This is a genomic window from Promicromonospora sp. NPDC110617, from assembly GCF_055598465.1.
Genome location: NZ_JBVKBM010000001.1, coordinates 351196 through 369649, shown reverse-complemented (window position 1 = coordinate 369649; position 18454 = coordinate 351196). Strand labels below are relative to the sequence as shown.

Sequence of the window (18454 nt, the reverse complement as noted above, 5' to 3'; positions counted from 1 at the left end):
CCGGACGCCCCGCCCCTTCAAGGAGAACCGTGCCTGCCGCTGAGGCCCTGCACCCCCTCGGCGAGGTCGAGCTCGCGGTGTCCGGGATGACCTGCGCCTCGTGCGTCGCCCGGGTCGAGCGCAAGCTCAACCGGCTCGACGGCGTCGCCGCGACCGTGAACCTGCCGCTGGAGTCGGCGCACGTCGTGCTGTCGTCCGAGGTGACCGACCAGGACCTGGTCGACGCCGTGGAGTCCGCCGGGTACGAGGCGCGCGTCACGCGGCGCCGGGGCGCGAACGGCGCCGTCGGCCCGGATGACGCCGCGGACCGCGTGCCGGGCTCCGGCCCGGACGACGCAGCCGGCGCCGACGGCGCGACCCCCGCACCCGGTGCCGAGTACCGCGGCGAGGACCTGCTGCGCCGGCTCCGCGTCTCGGCCGTGCTCACCGTCCCGGTGCTCCTGCTGTCGATGGTCCCCGCGCTGTCCTTCCCGGGCGCCGGGTGGGTGGTCGCCGCCCTGGCGCTGCCCGTCGTCGGGTGGGGCGCCTGGCCGTTCCACGCCGCCGCCGCGCGCGCGGCCCGGCACGCGAGCTCCACGATGGACACGCTGGTGTCGATCGGCGTGGTCGCGGCGACCCTGTGGTCGGTCTGGGTGCTGGTCGCCGACACCGTCCGGCCCGCGGGGCACGGCATGGGTCCGGCGCTGTACTTCGAGGTCGGCGCTGTGGTCACGACGTTCCTGCTGGCCGGGCGGTACGCCGAGCACCGGTCGCGGCGGCGCGCGGGCGACGCCCTGCGGGCCCTGCTCGACCTGGGCGCCAAGGACGCGGAGCGCATCGCGCTGGGCCCGGACGGCACCCCGCTCCGCCTGCCGGACGGCGGCTGGCGCACCACCGCGGTCCCCGTCGCCGCGCTCCAGGTCGGGGACATTTTCGCGGTGCGCCCCGGCGGTACCGTCGCCACGGACGGCACGGTGGTGGAGGGCGCCTCAGCGCTCGACACGTCCCTGGTCACCGGGGAACCGGTGCCGGTGGACGTGACCCCGGGCGACGACGTCGTGGGCGGCACGGTGAGCACGTCGGGGCACCTGCTGGTGCGCGCGACCCGCGTGGGCGAGGACACGATGCTCGCCCGCATCGGGCGGCTCGTGGCCCGGGCCCAGACGGGCAAGGCCCCCGTGGCCCGGCTCGCCGACCGCATCTCCGCGGTGTTCGTCCCGGTCGTGCTGGCGCTGGCCGTGCTCACCCTGGCGGCCTGGCTCGTCCTGACCGGTGACGTCGAGGCTGCCTTCACCGCCGCCGTCGCGGTGCTGATCATCGCGTGCCCCTGTGCCCTGGGGCTGGCCACGCCCACGGCGATCCTGGTCGGCACGGGTCGCGGCGCGCAGCTCGGCGTGCTGATCCGCGGCCCGGAGATCCTGGAGAGCACCCGGCGCGTGGACACCGTGGTGCTCGACAAGACGGGCACGGTCACCGAGGGCCGCATGCGCGTGGTCGACGTGTGGAGCCCCGACCGGAGCCCGGCCATGGCCGGCGCCCGCCGCGCGGCCCCGCGCCACGTCGAGGAGCCCGCACGGCCCGACGACGCCGAGGCCGCCGACGACGCGAACCACCTGACCAACGCCCCGGAGGCACTGCGGTACGCCGCCGCCGTCGAGGCGCTGAGCGAGCACCCGATCGCGCGGGCCGTCGCAGCGGCGGGCCGGGCCGCGGCGGAGCCGGACCCCGAGACCCCGCTGGAGGTCACGGGCTTCGTCGCGCACCCGGGCGGCGGCGTCGAGGGCCTGGTCCGGCGCGCGCACGCGGGGCTCGCCCCGGACGGTGCGCTGAACACCCGGCGCGTCCTGGTGGGCCGCCCCGACTGGCTCGCCGAGCAGGGGGTGACCGTCTCCGCGGAGGTGCGTGCCGCCGTCGGCCAGCAGGAGGAGGCCGGGGCGACCGCCGTGGTGGTGGCGTGGAACGGCGCCGCAGGCGGCGTGATCGCCCTGCGCGACCCGGCCCGGCCGACGTCGGCGCGGGCGGTCGCGGAGCTGCGGGAGCTGGGCCTGCGGCCCTACCTCCTGACCGGCGACTCGGCGGGCGCGGCGCTCGTGGCCGCGCGCGCCGTGGGCATCCCCGACGCGGACGTGGTCTCGCGCGTGCTGCCCGCCGAGAAGGCCGCGGCGGTGGCCCGGCTGCAGGCCGAGGGGCGCACCGTGGCGATGGTGGGCGACGGCGTGAACGACGCCGCCGCCCTGGCCACGGCCGACCTGGGCCTCGCGATGGGCACCGGCACCGACGTGGCGATCGAGGCCGGCGACATCACGCTGGTCCGCGGCGACCTGCGGGCCGCCGCGAGCGCCGTCCGCCTGTCCCGGAAGACCCTGCGGGTCATCCGGCAGAACCTGTTCTGGGCGTTCGCGTACAACGTCGCGGCGCTCCCGCTGGCGGCGGCCGGGCTGCTGAGCCCGATGGTCGCAGGCGCGGCGATGGCGGCGAGCTCGGTGCTGGTGGTCGCGAACTCCCTCCGCCTGCGCCGCGCGTCGTGAGCCGTCAGCGGAAGCGGCGGCCCTCGTCGCTCCGGTAGGCCAGGATCGCCAGCACCGCGAACAGGAGGGTCCACCCGGCCAGGACCGGGAGCGCCAGCGCGTAGGCGTCCATGCCGGTGGTGGCCTGGACCAGCAGGTCGCGGCCGGCGCGGGTGGGCGTGGCCTTCGAGATGGCGTCCAGCCAGGCGGGGAACATCTGGGGCGGCAGGAACAGGCCGCCCGCGAAGGCGAGCGGGAACAGGATGACCTGCACGACCGGCAGCGCGGCCTTGGCCGACAGCTTGTAGCCGATGGCCATGCCGAGCAGCACGAACGGCACGGAGACCGCGAGGATGGTGCCGACACCCGCGAGGAGCTGGCCTGCGGTCAGGGTCGCCGCGGTGAACAGCCAGCCGATGAGGATCAGCGGCAGCAGGCCGAACAGCGAGAAGATGCCGCCGTTCAGCACGCGCGCCACCATCTGCGGCCCGGGTCCGGCGGGCAGCGTCCGCAGGAACGGGTAGAAGGGCAGCTGCCGGTCCTCGGCCACGCCCAGGCCGTAGGTGAAGAGGCTGGCGGAGCAGACGGCGAACAGGCCGAGGCCGGCGACCGCGATCGTGGCGTAGAGGGGGTTGCCCGCCACCGACTCCTGCGGCACCACGAAGAAGAACATCGACAGCGACGGGAACAGCACGTTCCCGAGCACCGCGATGGGGATCCGGACGGTCTCCAGGAACTGGTACTTGAGGTGCAGCCAGGACAGCACCCAGATCGACTGGGTCTGCCCGGCGGGGGCGTCAAGGCCCGGTGCCCCAACCCCGGTCGTGCTCGTGGTGGCGCTCATCGCACCGCTCCTTCGTTCGTGGCGTCGGCATCGTTCGTGGCGTCGACGAGCTGGCCGAACGCCTCCTCCAGGGAGGCACCCCGGATCTCCAGGTCGCGGAACTCCGTGCCCGTGCGGACCAGGTCGCGCACGAACGCGTCGGAGTCCGCCACGAGGTGCTCCTGGCGTGTGCCCTCGGCGTCCGTGAACTGCACGCGGCGCGCGCCCACCCGGCCGAGGATCGCGTCGAGGGAGTCGTCGGCGAGCACGATCCCGCGGTCGATGACGACCACCCGCTCGGCGAGCGCCTGCACCTCCTCCAGGTAGTGCGAGGTGAGCAGCACCGTGCCGCCGCCCGCGTGGTACTCCCGGATCGCGTCCCAGAGCGCGCCGCGGCCGGACACGTCGAGCCCGGTCGTGGGCTCGTCGAGCAGCACGACGCGCGGCCTGCCGACCAGCGACAGCGCGACGGCCAGCCGCCGCTTCTGCCCGCCCGACAGGGACCCGGTCTGCCGCTTACCCAGCTCCGCCAGACCGAACTGCTCCAGCAGCTCGCCCGTGGGTACCGGGTCGGGGTAGTGACCGCCCACGAAGTCGACCACCTCGCGCACCCGCAGCGTGGCGGGCAGGCCGGTCTCCTGCGGGGTCAGGCCCAGGACGGTCCGCGACCGGGCATCCCGCGGGTCGTGGCCGTTCAGGCGCACCACCCCGGCGTCGGGCCGGCGCTGGCCGCTGACCAGCGACAGCAGCGTGGACTTCCCGGCGCCGTTGGGGCCGAGCAGGCCGACCAGCTCGCCGTGCCCCACCTCCAGCGACACGTCGTCGAGGGCGACGACCGTGCCGAAGCGCCGGGTCACCCCGCTGACCTCTACCGCACTCATCACCGTGCTCCCTTCAGAAGATCCATCAGTGCCGCCTGGTAGTCCGCGAACGCGGTGCGGCCGGTGTCGGTGAGGGCGAGGTACGTCGCGGGCGTGCGGCCCTCGTGGGTCTTGGTGACCCGCACGTACCCGGCGTCCTCCAGCTTGCGCAGGTGGGTCGACAGGTTGCCGGCGGTCATGTCCAGCAGCTTGCGCAGCTTGGGGAAGGCGACCTCGTCGCCGCGGCCCAGGGCCGCGAGCGAGGCGACGACCCGCAGGCGGGCGGGGGCGTGGATGACCGGGTCGAGGTCCTCAGGCACGCTGGCCACCGCCCTCCGTCCTGCCGGGCGACCAGGGCGATCGGCGGCGGGTCCGGAACACCTGCTCCAGCACGGCCATGACCAGGAAACCGCCTCCACCCGCCACGGCCATCACCAGGTAGGTGTTCGGCATCCCGGCGAAGGCCGCGAGTACCGCGGCGACCAGCATCCAGCCGCCGACGGCGGCCATGCGGACCTCCTCGAAGAGCAGCCCGCCCGCGATGTACATGAGGCCGACGACCACGCATGCGAAACCGTTCGCGGCGATGGCCATGACCTGCGGCGACGCTCCCGCGGCGCCCATCGCGCCGAGCAGCACGCCGAAGGCCGTGAAGGCGAGGAACCAGGTCCAGCCGTACAGCGCGCCGATCCGGGCGCTGTCGCCGCGCATGCCGGCGGTCCGGGTCACGCTGTGCACGATCGTGAAGGTCGTGGCGCCGACGATGCAGCCGGCGAACACCCAGCCGGTCCACGGCTCCGGAGAGCCCGTCTCGCGCGCCGTCGTCCACATGGCCAGGTACCCGATCACCCAGGCCAGACCCCACGCGCCGAACAGCAGACGGCCGTCGGGCTCGGTGGCGTCGCGCGCTGCCTCCTGCTGCTCCCGGATCAGGCGCAGCGTCTCGGCGGGGTCGAGGCCTGTGCCGTCGCCGGGTTCCGCGGGCCTGCCCGACCCTTCGGCAGGCTCAGGACGGCGCGTCGGATCGTTCGCCACGATGAGCTCCTCGTCTTCCAAACTGGTTTGTACTGCAAACCAGTTTGCCGGATCGCCGGGCAGAGATGCAAGGAGTTTTCGGACGAAGTCGGGTGATCAGGCGGAAGCGAGCAGTGCGACCGCCTCGGTCGGCGCAAGCGCCCGTGCGCGCAGGATGTGCGACGCGGCGGCCAGCAGGCGGGCGTCCGCATCGTGCGGCTGCACCACGACGCCGAGCCTCTCGGCGAACCAGTCCGACACCTCGACCCACGAGTACAGAGACGTCTTGCCCGAGCCGACGGCGGCAGGGAAGCCTCCCGGCCCACGGCGGCCGGCGGCGAGGAGCCGGACGGACTCGTGAGTCCGCCCGCAGCGCTCGGCGATCTGGCCGAGCGTGACCAGGTCCTCGTCCCCGATCGCCACGGGGCGCAGGCCGGCCTGGACGGTGTCACGCACGGCGGACACGATCGCGTCCAGGAGACGCGGCGCCTCCCGCGTCACGGCGACATACCCACGACCGCCCTCGGAACCCGGGGAGCTGTCGTCGAGGCCCGCCTCGAAGAGCCGGTCGTAGTCGGCGTCCAGCAGATCTCGGTCGAGGAACATCGTGAACTCGTAGACCGGCATCTCAGCCCTCCTCGTCGTGCACGTGCCGCGTCACGAACCTGAGCAGCCGGCGTGCGTGGTTGTCGGCGTCCCGCGGCGTGGACCAGATCGCCTCCGTGGCGTCACATCCCCCGCACCTCAGCAATCCCCAGCGATGCCCGTTGTGGATCGGCACCACGACGATTCCCTGCGGCAGATCGCAGATCACCGCGTTGATCGCGTTCCTCGGGTGACGCCCGGTGCTGACCGTGCAGTCACAGCCTATCTCTTGTGTTGGATTTCGCCAACACGCCGAAGCCCGAGGGCCCTCAGCGGCGACGCACGACTCACCGCATGCTGCCCGGTTTGCAGATGGATCGCATCCTTAGTGGTCCTTTGTTGCGTATATGCAACGGCGCAACACGCCGGCATCCCGCCGGCAGGGTCGCGCGATAGGTTCCCCGGGTGACCGACGAGAAGCGCACCAGCACCGAACAGCCCGAGGCGACCACGGCGGCGTCGGAGGGGACCCCGGCGAAGAAGCCGGAGCCCGCCGACGACCTCGTCACCACCCACCACACCCTGCACACGGCCGAGGGCGACCTCGTCTACTCCGCCACGACCGGCCGGATCGTGCTGCGCCAGGAGTCCGTCAAGGAGGAGAAGTACGACGGCCGCAAGGCCAAGGCCGAGGTCTCGATCACGTACTACACGCTCGACGACGCCGACGTGACGCAGCGCCCGGTCACGTTCGCGTTCAACGGTGGCCCGGGCTCGTCGTCGGTGTGGCTGCACCTGGGCGTGCTGGGCCCACGGCGGGTCGACTCCGGCGACGTCGGCAACCTGACCGCGCCGCCGTACGGGCTGATCGACAACCCGGAGACGCTGCTGCGCGTCTCCGACCTGGTGTTCATCGATCCCGTCTCCACGGGGTTCTCGCGGGCCACCGAGGGCGAGCAGGCCAAGCCGTTCCACGGCTTCACGGGCGACCTGGAGTCCGTCGGCGAGATCATCCGCCTGTGGACGAGCCGGAACGACCGGTGGATGAGCCCCAAGTTCCTGATCGGCGAGTCCTACGGCGGCACGCGCGGCGCGGCGCTGGCCGAGTACCTGCAGCAGCGCTTCGGCATGTTCCTGAACGGCGTCATGCTGGTGGCCCCGGCCCTGAACATGGAGGCGCTGTTCGACGGCGAGCACTCCAACCTGCCGCACCCGCTCTTCCTGCCGGTCTACGCCGCGACGGCGCACTACCACGGCCTCCTCGGCGACCGGGCGCTGGACGACGTCGTGGCCGAGGCCCGGGACTGGGCCGAGACCTACGCATCCGTGCTGGCCCGCGGGGCGCGCGTGCCCGACGACGAGCGCGCGGCCGCCGTCGCGAAGATCGCCTCGCTGACCGGGCTGAGCGAGGACTACGTGGACCGCGCCAACCTGCGGCTGGAGCACACCCGGGTCTACGCGGAGCTGCTGCGGGCGCGGCGCCTGGTCACCGGGCGCCTCGACACCCGGTTCACAGGCCCGGCGGACCACTACATCCACGAGCAGATGCCGTACGACCCGTTCCTCACCGCCACTTCCGGCCCGTACACCGCGGCACTGCACCACTACCTGCGCGGCGAGCTCGGGTACGAGCACGACGCGATCTACGAGGTGCTCTCCCGGCACGTGCACCCCTGGTCGTACAAGGAGTTCGAGGGCAAGGCCGTCGACGTCGCCGACAAGCTCGCGACCGCGATGATCCTGAACCCGCACCTCCAGGTGCACATCGCCATGGGGCGGTACGACGGCGGGGTGCCGGTCGAGGCCATCGAGTACAGCCTCGACCAGATGGCCGTCCCGGCGTCCTACCGCGAGCGCATCGAGACCCGGGTGTACCCGGCGGGCCACATGATGTACATCCACCCCGAGTCGCGGGTCGCGCAGTCGGCGGACCTCGCGGACTTCGTGCGGCGGGCCTCGAACCGGTGAACCACCGCGTGGCCGGCCGACGAACTGCCGGCCACGCGGGGTAGGTTCCGGACGTGACCGTGACCGAGCAGCCCCTCTCCCGCCGCCGCATCACCGCGGAGGTGTGGATCGTGCTCGGGCTGAGCCTGGGCCAGTCCGGCGTGTACGCGCTGGTCAACATCGTGGCCCGGCTGACGGCGGAGACGCCGCTCGCCGAGCAGACCGCCACGCTCAACGCGAGCCAGTCGGAGCGCCCCTACCTCGACCTCGTCTACCAGCTTCTGAGCATCGGGTTCGCGCTGGTGCCGGTGGCCCTGGCGCTGTACCTGCTCAGCGCGAACGGCCGCAGCGCGGTGCGCAGCCTCGGCCTGGACGCGTCGCGTCCGGGCCGCGACCTCGGGTGGGGCTTCGCCCTGGCCGCCGCGATCGGCATTCCCGGCCTCGCGTTCTACGCCCTCGGACGGGCGGTCGGCATCACCGTGGAGGTGCAGGCCAGCGCGCTGGACGCGTACTGGTGGACCGTCCCGGTGCTGCTGCTCAGCGCGTTCCAGAACGGCCTCCTGGAGGAGGTCATCGCCGTCGGCTACCTGTACGAGCGGACGCGGGATCTCGGGTGGAACCGCGTGAAGTTCGTCGTCGCCAGCTCGCTGCTGCGCGGCTCCTACCACCTGTACCAGGGCATCGGGCCGTTCATCGGCAACGTCGTGATGGGCGTCGTGTTCTCGTGGTTCTACACCTCGCCGCGGTTCCAGCCCGGCGGCCGGCACCGGATCCTCCCGCTCGTGATCGCGCACACGCTGCTCGACATCGTGGCGTTCGTGGGTTACGCCCTGGTCCCGGCCGAGTGGCGCGAGGCCCTCGGGATCCGGTGAGGATGCCTGGACGGACGCCGGGGACGCCGTCGACCTGACCCGGATATTCCGGGCGTCACACCAGCTTCCCGGTCAAGCGCGCCTCAACGGCTCTAGAATCGCGAGCATGTCCAACTCGCGCACCGGCCGGGCTGACGCCGGTGCCGAGGTGTCCGACGTACCGGAGGCAGTGCCCTTCGAGAGCGGCCTCGTCCGTGTCGTCGACACCCCGGAGGAGCGTGTGCGCCACCCGCGCGCGCTCGTCTGGATGATCGCGTGCGCGCTGGGCACCGCGGGCGTCATGTTCCTGTCCGTCGTGGCGCACGGCACCACCGCGGGCGTCACGGAGGACGTCCGGAGCTTCAACGACCTGCTGGCCACGATCCTGTTCGTGCCCGTCGCCGTGCTCCAGGGTCTGGTGATCCTGTTCGCGCCGGTCGCCGTGATGATCGAGCTGGGCGTGCGCCGGCTGGGCCGGCAGATCGTCGAGTCCATCGTCGCCGGGGTCCTCGGGCTGCTGATCGGCGTGCTCACCTCCGTCCTGGTGCGCCACCTGGGCTCGGACGAGCTGGTGCGCGGCATGTCGGTCTGGGAGCGCGGCACGGGGTACGTGCTGACCATCCCGGAGTTCGCGGTCGCGCTGACGGCGATGCTCACCGTCGCCGGGCCCGCGACCCGGCGGCGCACCGTGCGCATCTCGTGGAACCTGATGTTCCTCGCCCTGCTCATCGTGCTGATCACGGGGCAGGTCTCGCTGCCGGGCACCCTCGTCGCGCTGCTGCTGGGCCGGCTGGCGGGCTCCACCGTCCAGTACGTGTCGGGCATCCGCAGCGAGCGCGCCTACGGCCCCGACCTGGTCGCCGCCGTGCGCCGCGCGGGGTTCGCGCCGACGTCGCTGGCCCGGGTGCACGCCGTGTCCGAGCGCGCGCCCGGACAGGGCGCCGCGCGCGACGCCGGACAGCCTGTCGCGGCCGCCCTCGCCGTCGAGCACGGCCCGCCGGACGACCCGGCCGCGCTCGCCCTGGGCCGGGCCGGCGGCAACCGGGTGTACGCCCTGTACAGCGACGACGGGGTGCGCCGCGACGTCGTGGTGCTCGACGGCGACCGCCAGGTGGTCGGCCTCATCACGCGGCTGTGGCGGGCCCTGCGCCTGCGCGGCATCGAGGGCCGGGCCGCCATCTCGCTCAAGGCCGTGGCCGAGCGCACGGCCCTGCTGTCGTACGCGGCGAGCGCCGCCGGCGTCCGCACGCCGCGCCTCCTCGGGATCGGCGAGTACGGCGACTCGATCGCTCTCGTCCTGGAGCACGCCTCGGACGCCGTCTCGCTGCGCGACGTGCCCGACGACGAGCTGCACGAGGACGTGCTCGCCGAAGCCTGGGACCAGCTCGGCCGGGCGCACGCCGTGGGCCTCACGCACCGCGCGCTGACCCAGGACGTCCTGCTGACCCACCGCGACGCCGACGGCCGGGCGCACGTGTGGATCACCGGCTGGGAGCAGGGCGACATCGCGTCGTCGCCGTTGTCCCGGCGCCTCGACCTGGTGCAGATGCTCGCGCTCATCGGGCTGCGGGTGGGCCCGCGGCGCGCCGTCGCCTCGGCGGTGCGCGCCCTGCCCGACGCCGACATCGCCGCCATCGGGCCCCTGATCCAGACGATCGCGCTGCCCCGGACGACCCGCGAGGAGGTGCGCAGGGCGAAGGGGCTCATGGGCGAGCTGCGGAACGCGCTGGTGGAGCGCCTGCCCGAGGCCAGCGTGCAGCCGCAGCGCATCTCCCGGTTCAGCGCGCGCACCGTGCTGACCACGACCGTGGCGATCGTCGCCGTGGCCGTGATCGTCACGACCATCAACTTCGACGAGATCGCCACCGCCGTGCGCGAGGCCAACCCCTGGTGGGTCGCGGTCGCGTTCGTGCTGGCCCTCGTCACCTGGTTCGGCGCGGGCCTCACCCTGGTCGCGTTCTCCCCGGCGCGGGTGCCGATCGGGCGCGCCACCCTCACGGCCGCCGCCGGTTCGTTCGTGGCGCTGGCCGCCCCTGCGGGGATCGGCCCGGCCGCCCTGAACCTGCGGCTCCTGACCCAGCGCGGTGTGTCGATGTCCATGGCCGTCGCCACCGTGGCGCTCGTGCAGGTGTCGCAGTTCGTGGTCACGGTGCTGCTGCTCGTGGCGCTGTCGGTCTTCACGGGCTCGGGGGCGCTCGTGGAGCTGCCGTCGCCGGCCGTGCTGATCACGCTGGCGGGCGTGGCCCTCGCCGTCGTCGCGACGCTGCTGGTGCCGCCGGTCCGGCGGTGGGGCATGGGCTTCATCGGGCCGCGGCTGCGCCAGGTGTGGCCGCGGCTCGCGCAGATGCTGAGCCACCCGGGCCGCCTGGCCCTGGGCGTGGCCGGGAACCTGATCATGACGCTCGGCTACATCGTGGCCCTGTGGTGCTGCCTCGCGGCCTTCGGCGAGTCGCTCTCGCTGGTCGACATCGCCCTCGTCAACCTGGTCGGCAACGCGCTGGGGGCGCTCATCCCCACGCCCGGCGGCCTGGGCGGCGTGGAGGGCGCCCTGACGGCCGGTCTGTCGGCCGCGGGGGTGCCGGCGACCATCGCGTTCTCCGCGACGATCCTGTACCGCCTGTGCACCTACTGGGGCCGGATCCCGATCGGCTGGGTGGCGATGCGGTACCTGGAGCGCAAGGGCGACCTCTGAGCCGCTGACGGCCGCCCGGCCCCGGACATGCGAAGGCCCGGCCCCCAGGGGGAGCCGGGCCTTCGCGTCGCTGAAAAGCTCAGCGGCGAAGCGTCACTTGGCGACAGCCTTCTTCAGCAGCGAGCCGGCGCTGATCTTGACACCGAAGTTCGCCGGGATCGAGATCTCCTCGCCGGTGCGCGGGTTGCGACCCGTGCGGGCGGCACGCTCGACGCGCTCGGCCGAGAGGAAGCCCGTCACCTTGACGGCCTCGCCCTTGGCGAGCGACTCGATCAGCACCTCCTGGAAGGCGTTGAGCGCGGCCTCGGCCTCGGTCTTGTTGATCTCGGCCTTGCTGGCGATGGCCGAGACGAGCTCGGACTTGTTGAGCGACATGCGTTTCCCTTCTTCGGTCACGTCGTGCGGCGGTACCCGCCCGACGACGAGGCCCCATACTGCCAGCAGATCGGCAGGAATTCGCGGAGAACAGGCCTTTCCGCGGCGAGTCGTGCGTAACTTTCTGCTCACAGAGGACGCGAACCTGTGTACGAACCTGTGGACGACGACGGTGTGACGGCTCCCGCGGCCGTGTCAGCCCGCACTATCCGATGACTTCCGCAACCCAGAGCGGTCTACCGTTCCGGTAGATCCGGGCCAATGAGAGGAAATCGTGGAGAATCCGCCGCACGCCCGCCGAAACCTCGTCGTGCTCGTGTTCAGCAACCTCCTGGCCGGGGTCGGGGTGGCCTCCGGCGCCGCCGTCGGCGCCCTGCTCGCGGAGAGCCTGGGCGGCACCTCCGTGGCAGGTCTCGCCCAGGCCGTCAGCGTGCTCGCCGCGGCGGTCGCCTCGATCCCCCTGGCGACGCTCGCCCAGCTCCGCGGACGCCGGTGGGCGCTGTCGCTCGGCTACGCGCTGTCCACGGTCGGCGCACTGCTGATCGTGACGGCGGCCGTGGTCGGCCAGCTCGTCGTGCTCCTGGTCGGCCTGATGCTCTACGGCGTCGCGAACGCGACCAACCTCCAGTCGCGCTACGCCGCCGCCGACAACGTCGGCTCCGGCACCCGCGCCCGCACCATGTCGGTCGTCCTGTGGTCCACGACCGTCGGCTCCGTGGTCGGGCCCAACCTCGCGGCGCCGGGCGCCGTCGTGGGCAGCGGGTTCGGCGTGCCCGACCTCGGCGGGCCCTACCTGTTCTCCGTCGTCGCGTACCTGCTGGCCGGGTTGCTGCTGCTGAGCCTGTACCGGGACCCGGCCGGCGGCGTGGCGGGTCGGGTGGTCCCCGCGGGCGCCGTCGGACAGGGGCACGGCGACAAGCGTGCCGAACCGCGGCGGACCGGGGCCCTCGCGGCGCTGCGGTGGGCCTGGGCCCGTCCGCGCGCCCGGTTCGCCGTGGTGACCACGGCCGTGGCCCACGGCGTGATGATCATGGTGATGGTGATGACGCCGGTGCACATGCAGCACGGCGGGATGTCGCTGCAGCTCGTGGGCATCGTCATCAGCCTGCACGTGCTGGGGATGTTCGCGTTCAGCCCTGTGTTCGGCTGGCTGGCCGACCGCTTCGGCCCGCTCCGCGTCGCCGTCGGCGGCATCGGGCTGCAGGCGGCCGCCGTGGCCCTCGGGTTCACGGCCGCGGCCCTGGCCGCGGACGTCACGCCCGACGCCGGCGCGCACGCCGGGCACGGCGCCGCCGCCCCGGCCCTCGACGCCGAGGTGCTCACGGCGGTCGCACTGGTGCTGCTCGGGCTCGGCTGGTCGGCGTGCCTCATCGCCTCGTCGGCGGTACTGGCGTCCGTCGCGGAGCCGCACGTCAAGCTGCCGCTGCAGGGCGCGACCGACGCGCTGATGAACTACTTCGGCGCCGCCTCGGCCGCGCTCGCCGGACCGCTGCTCGCCTGGGGCGGGTTCGAGGCGGTGAACACGGCGGGCGCCGTCCTGCTGGCGCCCGCCGTGGTGACGGTGATCCTGGCGGTCCGGTCGTCCCGCCCCGTGTCAGACACACAGATCACCCAGGTGACCTGAGGGTCTGACAGATCGATCAGCCCTTCGGGTCCCGGTTGTCGTTGGGCTTGTCGGCGTCCGGGCCGTCGGACTCGGGGTCGTCCTGGTTGCCGGCCCCGCGCAGCCGGTCGTTCTCGAGGATCTTGCGGCGCATCATCACCACGGCGCCCAGCACGACCAGCACCGCGGCGAGGATCCCGCCGGCCACGGCGAGCCCGCTGGGGCCCGAGCCGTCCCCGGCTCCGGCGAGCTCCGTGGGCGTGCTCGCGTCGTCCGTCGCGGCCGTCTCCTCGTCGGCCGGGGCGGCCTCCTGCGTCGACATCTCGGACTCGCCGCTCGCGGTGGGCTCCTCGGTCGGCTCCGGCTCGCCCTCTACGGTGTAGGCGAGCTCGCCGTCGATCGGGTGGCCGTCGGAGGAGACCACGTGCCAGGCGACGTCGTACTCGCCCGGGGGCAGGTCCGCGGGGAGCTGCGCCGTCACGACCTCGTCGTCGACCGTGATGTCCGTGCCCCGCGTGGTGGCGCCGTCCGGGCCGACCAGTGCCACCTCGATACCCGTGTCGAGCGGGGCGGAGCTGAACGTGAGCGCGATGCTCGTCGGCTGCTCGTCGAGCGTGGCGCCGTCCTTCGGGTCGGACGACAGGAGCTGGTCGTGAGCGCTCGCCGGGCCGGCCACCAGCAGCAGCGCGACAAAGGTCAGGACCGCTGCGAACACGGTGATCAGGCGGACGAGGCGACGGCTACCGGGCCGGGCCAGGGCAACGGAAACAGCAGGCATGACGGAACCCTACTCCTCGTAGAACTCGCGGGACGGGGCGTGTGTCCGGCCTCACCAGGGACGTCGGTCACGCCTCCGGGACGTTCTTCGCGAGCTCCGCGAGCCACGCCGCCGCCGATGCGTCCGAGGGCATGCGCCAGTCACCCCGCGGCGACATCGTGCCGCCCGGCGAGACCTTGGGCCCGTTCGGCAGCGCCGACCGCTTGAACTGCGAGGCGAAGAACCGGCGCACGAACACCTCGAGCCAGCTCCGGATCGTCGCCAGGTCGTAGGCGGTGCGGCGCTGGTCGGGGAAGCCGGGGGGCCACTCGCCGTCGTCCGCCACGCTCCACGCGTGCCAGGCGAGGAACGCGATCTTGGAGGGGCGGTAGCCGCGCCGCAGCACGTGGAACAGCGTGAAGTCCTGCAGGGCGTACGGGCCGATCGTCGCCTCCGTGGACTGCGGCGTCTCGCCCTCCTCGGTAGGGATCAGCTCGGGCGTGATCTCCTGCTGGACGATCTCCGTGAGAACCACGTTGACCGGGCTCGTCGCCTCCGCAGCAAACTGGCCGCTGTCGATCGTCCAGCGGATGAGGTGCTGGATGAGCGTCTTGGGCACGCCCGCGTTGACCGCGTAGTGCGACATCTGGTCGCCCACGCCGTAGGTGCACCAGCCGAGGGCGAGCTCCGAGAGGTCGCCCGTGCCGACCACGATCCCGCCGCGGTGGTTCGCGAGCCGGAAGAGGTAGTCGTAGCGCAGCCCGGCCTGGACGTTCTCGAACGTGACGTCGTACTGCTTGGTGCCCTCGGAGTACGGGTGGTCGAGGTCGCGCAGCATCTGCTCGGCGGCCGGCCGGATGTCGAGCTCCTGGAACGTCACGCCCAGGGCCTCAGCGAGCCGGACCGCGCGGTCCTTGGTCTCCGAGGTCGTCGCGAAGCCCGGCATGGTGAACGCGTGGATGTCCGTGCGCGGCCTGCCCAGCCGGTCCATCGCCTTGGCCGCGACGATCAGCGCGTGCGTGGAGTCCAGGCCGCCGCTGATGCCGATGACCACCTTCGGCTGCCCGATCGCGCGCAGGCGCTGCTCCAGGCCGGTGACCTGGATGTTGTACGCCTCGTAGCAGTCCAGGGCGAGGCGCTCCGCGTCGTCCGGCACGAAGGGGAAGCGGTCCACCTTGCGGCGCAGGCCGATGTCGCCCTGCGGCGGGTGCACGCTGAACGCGACCTCACGGAAGTCGTCGCCCGTGCCGGGCGTCGCCAGCCCCAGGCCGCGCCGGTTGTCGTCGAAGGTGCCCTGCCGCAGCCGCTCCTGCCGCAGGCGGTCGAGGTCGACGTCGACCACGGTGGCGCGCGGGCCGTCCGGGAACCGCTCGGTCTCGCCGAGCAGGTCACCGGCCTCGTAGACCATGGTCTGGCCGTCCCAGGACAGGTCCGTGCTGGACTCGCCCTGGCCCGCCGCCGTGTAGACGTAGGCCGCGTTGCAGCGGTAGCTCGCGCTGCGCACGATCAGGCGGCGGTCCTCGGCCCGGGCCACGGTGATCGGGCTCGCGGACAGGTTGAGCAGCACGTTCGCGCCCGCGAGCGCCGCGAGCGCGCTGGGCGGCACGGGCACCCACATGTCCTCGCAGACCTCGACGTGGATCGCGAGCCCGGGGACGTCGTCCGCCCGGAAGATGAGGTCGGAGCCGAGCGGAACCTCCTCGCCGAGCAGGGTCAGCGAGCCGCGGTGCTCGTCGCCGGGTGCGAACTGCCGCTTCTCGTAGAACTCGCGGTAGTTCGGCAGGTAGGACTTGGGCGCGACGCCCAGGATCCGCCCGCGGTGCACGACGACGGCGGCGTTCAGCAGGCGGCTGCCGACCAGGAGCGGCGCGCCGACCACGAGCACCGTCATGAGGTCGACGCTCGCCTCCTTGATGTCGGCGAGGGCGTCCAGGACCGACTCCAGGAGGGTGTCCTGCATGAGCAGGTCGTCGATCGCGTACCCGCTCAGGCACAGCTCTGGGAAGACCGCGACGGCCACGCCGTCGTCGTGCAGCCGACGCGCCTGGTCGAGCACGACGGCGGCGTTCGCCGCGGGGTCGGCGACGGCGACGGGGATGGTGCAGGCCGCGACCCGGGCGAACCCGTGGGCGTAGGCGTTGTAGAAGTCCACGACGTCGAGTCTATGGATGCGCGCGGTGGGTGCCCGGCGGGTGGCGCGGGAGCGTGTCAGAGACGGGTGGCATCCTCTCGGCCATGGGCATCCTGACCGACTACTTCATCGCCGCCTCCGACACGGAGGCCGCCCGGTTCCTCGACGGCGGGGTCCACGGCCAAGGGCTTCCCGACGACCACGTGCTCGAGTCCAAGGGCATCGAACCGTTTGTCGCGCTCGGGACCCTGGAGGAGATCCTGACCGGCCCGGCCGACACGGGGACCACGGCCGAGAAGCTCGACGTGGTCTTCTCCATGGAGACCGGGGCGGTCGTCGCACGGGTTCGGCCGAGCCTGCTCCACGCACTCGGGAGCGCGACCGAGAGGGACCTGCTCGACGCCGCGGACCTGTGGTCGCGAACCGAGGAGCTCGCAACCGATGATCCAGCCCCGCTCGCGGCTTTCCTGGACGACCTGGCCGGACTCGCCCGTACCGCCGACGCCGAGGGTGCCGGGGTCTACTGCTGGGCCTCGCCGTGAGGCCCAGCACCGATGAGTTCCGGGGGACGGCGGCGTCTGTGCTGCCAGAAGGCGGTGCCGACGGCCCCGTCTCCCGTACCGAGAGGACCACCCATGTCATTTCAGGCCTACCTCGACGCCGTCGAGGAGAAGACCGGGCACACCCCGCGCGAGCTGGTCGCGCTCGCGCAGGAGCGTGGGTTCGACGCGTCCACCAAGGCCGGCCCGATCCTGGAGTGGCTCAAGGAGGACTACAGCCTGGGCCGGGGGCACGGGATGGCGATGGTCCACGTGATCACCAAGGGGCCGCAGATCAGCGCGAAGCACGTGGGCACCTCGGGCGCCCACGCCGACGCGTCGGACACGCTGTGGCTCGACGGCAGGGCGACCAACCCGGCGTCGGCCGGCTGACGCCGCACGGCGTTCCGGCCGCCTCGTTACCTTGGGTAATGATGTACCCATGACAACCCGCTCCAGCATCGCCATCACCAACGCCTACGTGGTCCCGGTCGCCGCCGAGCCCATCGAGAACGGCACGGTCCTCATCCAGGACGGCGTCATCACCGCCGTCGGCACGGACGTCGCCGTGCCCGAGGGCACCGAGACCGTCGACGCGCAGGGCAAGTGGCTCCTCCCCGGCTTCGTCGAGGCGCACGGCCACATCGGCATCCACGAGGAGGGCGAGGGCTGGGCCGGCAACGACACCAACGAGATGACGGACCCGAACGGGTCCGCCCTGCGGGCGATCGACGCGGTCCAGATCGACGAGGAGGGCTTCCGCGACGCCCTGGCCGGCGGTGTGACGACGGCGGTCATCAAGCCGGGCTCGGGCAACCCGATCGGCGGTCAGACCGTCGCGATCAAGACCTGGGGCGGCCGCACGATCGACGAGCAGGTCATCAGTGACTCGGTGTCGGTCAAGAGCGCCCTCGGCGAGAACCCGAAGCGCGTGTACGGGGACAAGAAGCAGCTCCCGTCGACCCGCCTCGGCGTCGCGAACGTGATCCGCAAGGCCTTCGTCGACGCCCAGAACTACGCCGCGAAGCGGGACGCCGCGGTGGAGGAGGGCAAGCCCTTCGAGCGCGACCTCGGCAAGGAGACCCTGGCCCGCGTGCTGGCCGGCGAGCTCGCCTGGGACCAGCACACACACCGTGCCGATGACATCGCCACGGCGATCCGCCTGTCGGAGGAGTTCGGCTACCGGCTCGTCATCAACCACGGCACCGAGGGCCACCTGATCGCCGACGTCCTCGCCGAGAAGGACATCCCGGTCATCTACGGCCCGATGTTCGTCTCGCGGTCCAAGGTCGAGGTGCGGCACCGGGCGAACCGCAACATCGCCGCCATGGCCGCGGCCGGGGTGCGGGTCGCGATCACGACCGACCACCCCGTCATCCCGATCAACTTCCTGGTGCACCAGGCGTCGTTCGCGGCGCGCGACGGGCTCCCCCGCGAGACCGCGCTGGCCGCCATCACCACCAACCCCGCGTCGTTCCTCGGGCTCGACGTCCGCGTGGGGTCCATCGCCGAGGGGCTCGACGGCGACGTCGTGCTCTGGTCGGGCGACCCGCTCGACACGGACCAGCGCGCCGAGCGCGTCTTCATCACCGGCACCGAGGTCTACACCTGGGACCCGGCCGCCGACGCCGGTCGCGGCGCCGGCCGCGTGGTCGAGCGCACGGCCCGCTTCGTCTGAGGCTGGGCAGCGCGACTCTGGGGCTGGGCGAGGCCGATCAGGGTGGTCGGCAGAATGTCAGGTGGTCGGTAGCTCGGAATGCCGACCACCTGACATCCTGCCGACCGCCCAAT

General features: G+C 72.8%; 16 protein-coding genes. 8 read left to right on the top strand and 8 right to left on the bottom strand.

The window, feature by feature from the left end; translation table 11 throughout:
* Positions 1–29: 29 nt before the first annotated feature.
* Positions 30–2507: a heavy metal translocating P-type ATPase gene (locus ACZ7LE_RS01585; RefSeq protein ID WP_470401647.1), complete on the top strand. Its 2478-nt coding sequence runs from the start codon at positions 30–32 to the stop codon at positions 2505–2507.
* Positions 2508–2511: 4 nt separating this feature from the next.
* On the opposite strand, the gene ACZ7LE_RS01580 is transcribed toward ACZ7LE_RS01585, so the two are convergent.
* The 5 genes from ACZ7LE_RS01580 to ACZ7LE_RS01560 all read right to left on the bottom strand — a co-directional run bounded on the left by ACZ7LE_RS01580 (position 2512) and on the right by ACZ7LE_RS01560 (position 5810).
* Positions 2512–3330, bottom strand: a complete 819-nt coding sequence (locus ACZ7LE_RS01580; RefSeq protein ID WP_470401646.1) for an ABC transporter permease — start codon at positions 3328–3330, stop codon at positions 2512–2514.
* Entirely contained in the window at positions 3327–4190 is an 864-nt protein-coding gene (locus ACZ7LE_RS01575) for an ABC transporter ATP-binding protein (RefSeq protein WP_470401645.1), read from the bottom strand. The genes ACZ7LE_RS01580 and ACZ7LE_RS01575 overlap by 4 nt, the downstream gene beginning before the upstream one ends.
* A complete protein-coding gene (locus ACZ7LE_RS01570) occupies positions 4190–4489 on the bottom strand; it encodes a transcriptional regulator (RefSeq protein WP_470403264.1) in 300 nt (99 codons plus the stop codon). The genes ACZ7LE_RS01575 and ACZ7LE_RS01570 overlap by 1 nt, the downstream gene beginning before the upstream one ends.
* Positions 4482–5204, bottom strand: a complete 723-nt coding sequence (locus ACZ7LE_RS01565; RefSeq protein ID WP_470401644.1) for a hypothetical protein — start codon at positions 5202–5204, stop codon at positions 4482–4484. Before ACZ7LE_RS01565 ends, ACZ7LE_RS01570 begins: the two co-directional genes overlap by 8 nt.
* Positions 5205–5300: 96 nt before the next feature.
* Entirely contained in the window at positions 5301–5810 is a 510-nt protein-coding gene (locus tag ACZ7LE_RS01560; protein WP_470401643.1) for a hypothetical protein, read from the bottom strand.
* A gap of 423 nt (positions 5811–6233) precedes the next feature.
* On the opposite strand from ACZ7LE_RS01560, the gene ACZ7LE_RS01555 reads away from it, so the two are divergent.
* The 3 genes from ACZ7LE_RS01555 to ACZ7LE_RS01545 all read left to right on the top strand — a co-directional run bounded on the left by ACZ7LE_RS01555 (position 6234) and on the right by ACZ7LE_RS01545 (position 11258).
* Positions 6234–7736, top strand: a complete 1503-nt coding sequence (locus ACZ7LE_RS01555) for a S10 family peptidase (protein WP_470401642.1) — start codon at positions 6234–6236, stop codon at positions 7734–7736.
* Positions 7737–7789: 53 nt separating this feature from the next.
* Positions 7790–8587 carry a CPBP family intramembrane glutamic endopeptidase gene (locus ACZ7LE_RS01550; protein ID WP_470401641.1) on the top strand — a complete coding sequence of 266 codons (798 nt, stop codon included), beginning with the start codon at positions 7790–7792 and terminating at the stop codon, positions 8585–8587.
* Positions 8588–8693: 106 nt separating this feature from the next.
* On the top strand, positions 8694–11258 hold the full coding sequence (locus ACZ7LE_RS01545) for a flippase-like domain-containing protein (protein ID WP_470401640.1): 2565 nt from the start codon (positions 8694–8696) through the stop codon (positions 11256–11258).
* Positions 11259–11351: 93 nt separating this feature from the next.
* Here ACZ7LE_RS01545 and ACZ7LE_RS01540 read toward each other — a convergent pair whose 3' ends face one another.
* Complete coding sequence (locus ACZ7LE_RS01540; protein WP_020015632.1) at positions 11352–11633, bottom strand: HU family DNA-binding protein; 282 nt, start codon at positions 11631–11633, stop codon at positions 11352–11354.
* Positions 11634–11907: 274 nt separating this feature from the next.
* Between ACZ7LE_RS01540 and ACZ7LE_RS01535 the strand changes: the two genes are divergently transcribed.
* Positions 11908–13257 carry an MFS transporter gene (locus ACZ7LE_RS01535; RefSeq protein ID WP_470401639.1) on the top strand — a complete coding sequence of 450 codons (1350 nt, stop codon included), beginning with the start codon at positions 11908–11910 and terminating at the stop codon, positions 13255–13257.
* A 16-nt stretch (positions 13258–13273) separates the two neighbouring features.
* Here the strand turns inward: ACZ7LE_RS01535 and ACZ7LE_RS01530 are convergent, their stop codons facing one another.
* Together ACZ7LE_RS01530 and ACZ7LE_RS01525 are read right to left on the bottom strand one after the other, a co-directional pair.
* Positions 13274–14014 carry a copper resistance CopC family protein gene (locus tag ACZ7LE_RS01530; protein WP_470401638.1) on the bottom strand — a complete coding sequence of 247 codons (741 nt, stop codon included), beginning with the start codon at positions 14012–14014 and terminating at the stop codon, positions 13274–13276.
* A gap of 67 nt (positions 14015–14081) precedes the next feature.
* Positions 14082–16145 carry an NAD(+) synthase gene (locus ACZ7LE_RS01525; RefSeq protein WP_470401637.1) on the bottom strand — a complete coding sequence of 688 codons (2064 nt, stop codon included), beginning with the start codon at positions 16143–16145 and terminating at the stop codon, positions 14082–14084.
* A gap of 83 nt (positions 16146–16228) precedes the next feature.
* On the opposite strand from ACZ7LE_RS01525, the gene ACZ7LE_RS01520 reads away from it, so the two are divergent.
* From ACZ7LE_RS01520 to ACZ7LE_RS01510, 3 genes are all read left to right on the top strand, one after another.
* A complete protein-coding gene (locus tag ACZ7LE_RS01520; RefSeq protein WP_470401636.1) occupies positions 16229–16666 on the top strand; it encodes a hypothetical protein in 438 nt (145 codons plus the stop codon).
* Between the two features lie 93 nt (positions 16667–16759).
* A complete protein-coding gene (locus ACZ7LE_RS01515; RefSeq protein WP_470401635.1) occupies positions 16760–17056 on the top strand; it encodes a DUF4287 domain-containing protein in 297 nt (98 codons plus the stop codon).
* A gap of 49 nt (positions 17057–17105) precedes the next feature.
* Positions 17106–18341 carry an amidohydrolase gene (locus ACZ7LE_RS01510; RefSeq protein WP_470401634.1) on the top strand — a complete coding sequence of 412 codons (1236 nt, stop codon included), beginning with the start codon at positions 17106–17108 and terminating at the stop codon, positions 18339–18341.
* The last annotated feature ends 113 nt before the right edge of the window (positions 18342–18454 follow it).

What these genes read in the sequence shown, in the direction of transcription:
- ACZ7LE_RS01515 (WP_470401635.1), top strand. Translation starts at nt 16,760, where the DNA reads ATGTCATTTCAGGCCTACCTCGACGCCGTCGAGGAGAAGACCGGGCAC.
- ACZ7LE_RS01575 (WP_470401645.1), bottom strand. Translation starts at nt 4,190, where the DNA reads ATGAGTGCGGTAGAGGTCAGCGGGGTGACCCGGCGCTTCGGCACGGTC.
- ACZ7LE_RS01560 (WP_470401643.1), bottom strand. Translation starts at nt 5,810, where the DNA reads ATGCCGGTCTACGAGTTCACGATGTTCCTCGACCGAGATCTGCTGGAC.
- ACZ7LE_RS01580 (WP_470401646.1), bottom strand. Translation starts at nt 3,330, where the DNA reads ATGAGCGCCACCACGAGCACGACCGGGGTTGGGGCACCGGGCCTTGAC.
- ACZ7LE_RS01520 (WP_470401636.1), top strand. Translation starts at nt 16,229, where the DNA reads ATGGGCATCCTGACCGACTACTTCATCGCCGCCTCCGACACGGAGGCC.
- ACZ7LE_RS01540 (WP_020015632.1), bottom strand. Translation starts at nt 11,633, where the DNA reads ATGTCGCTCAACAAGTCCGAGCTCGTCTCGGCCATCGCCAGCAAGGCC.
- ACZ7LE_RS01510 (WP_470401634.1), top strand. Translation starts at nt 17,106, where the DNA reads ATGACAACCCGCTCCAGCATCGCCATCACCAACGCCTACGTGGTCCCG.
- ACZ7LE_RS01530 (WP_470401638.1), bottom strand. Translation starts at nt 14,014, where the DNA reads ATGCCTGCTGTTTCCGTTGCCCTGGCCCGGCCCGGTAGCCGTCGCCTC.
- ACZ7LE_RS01545 (WP_470401640.1), top strand. Translation starts at nt 8,694, where the DNA reads ATGTCCAACTCGCGCACCGGCCGGGCTGACGCCGGTGCCGAGGTGTCC.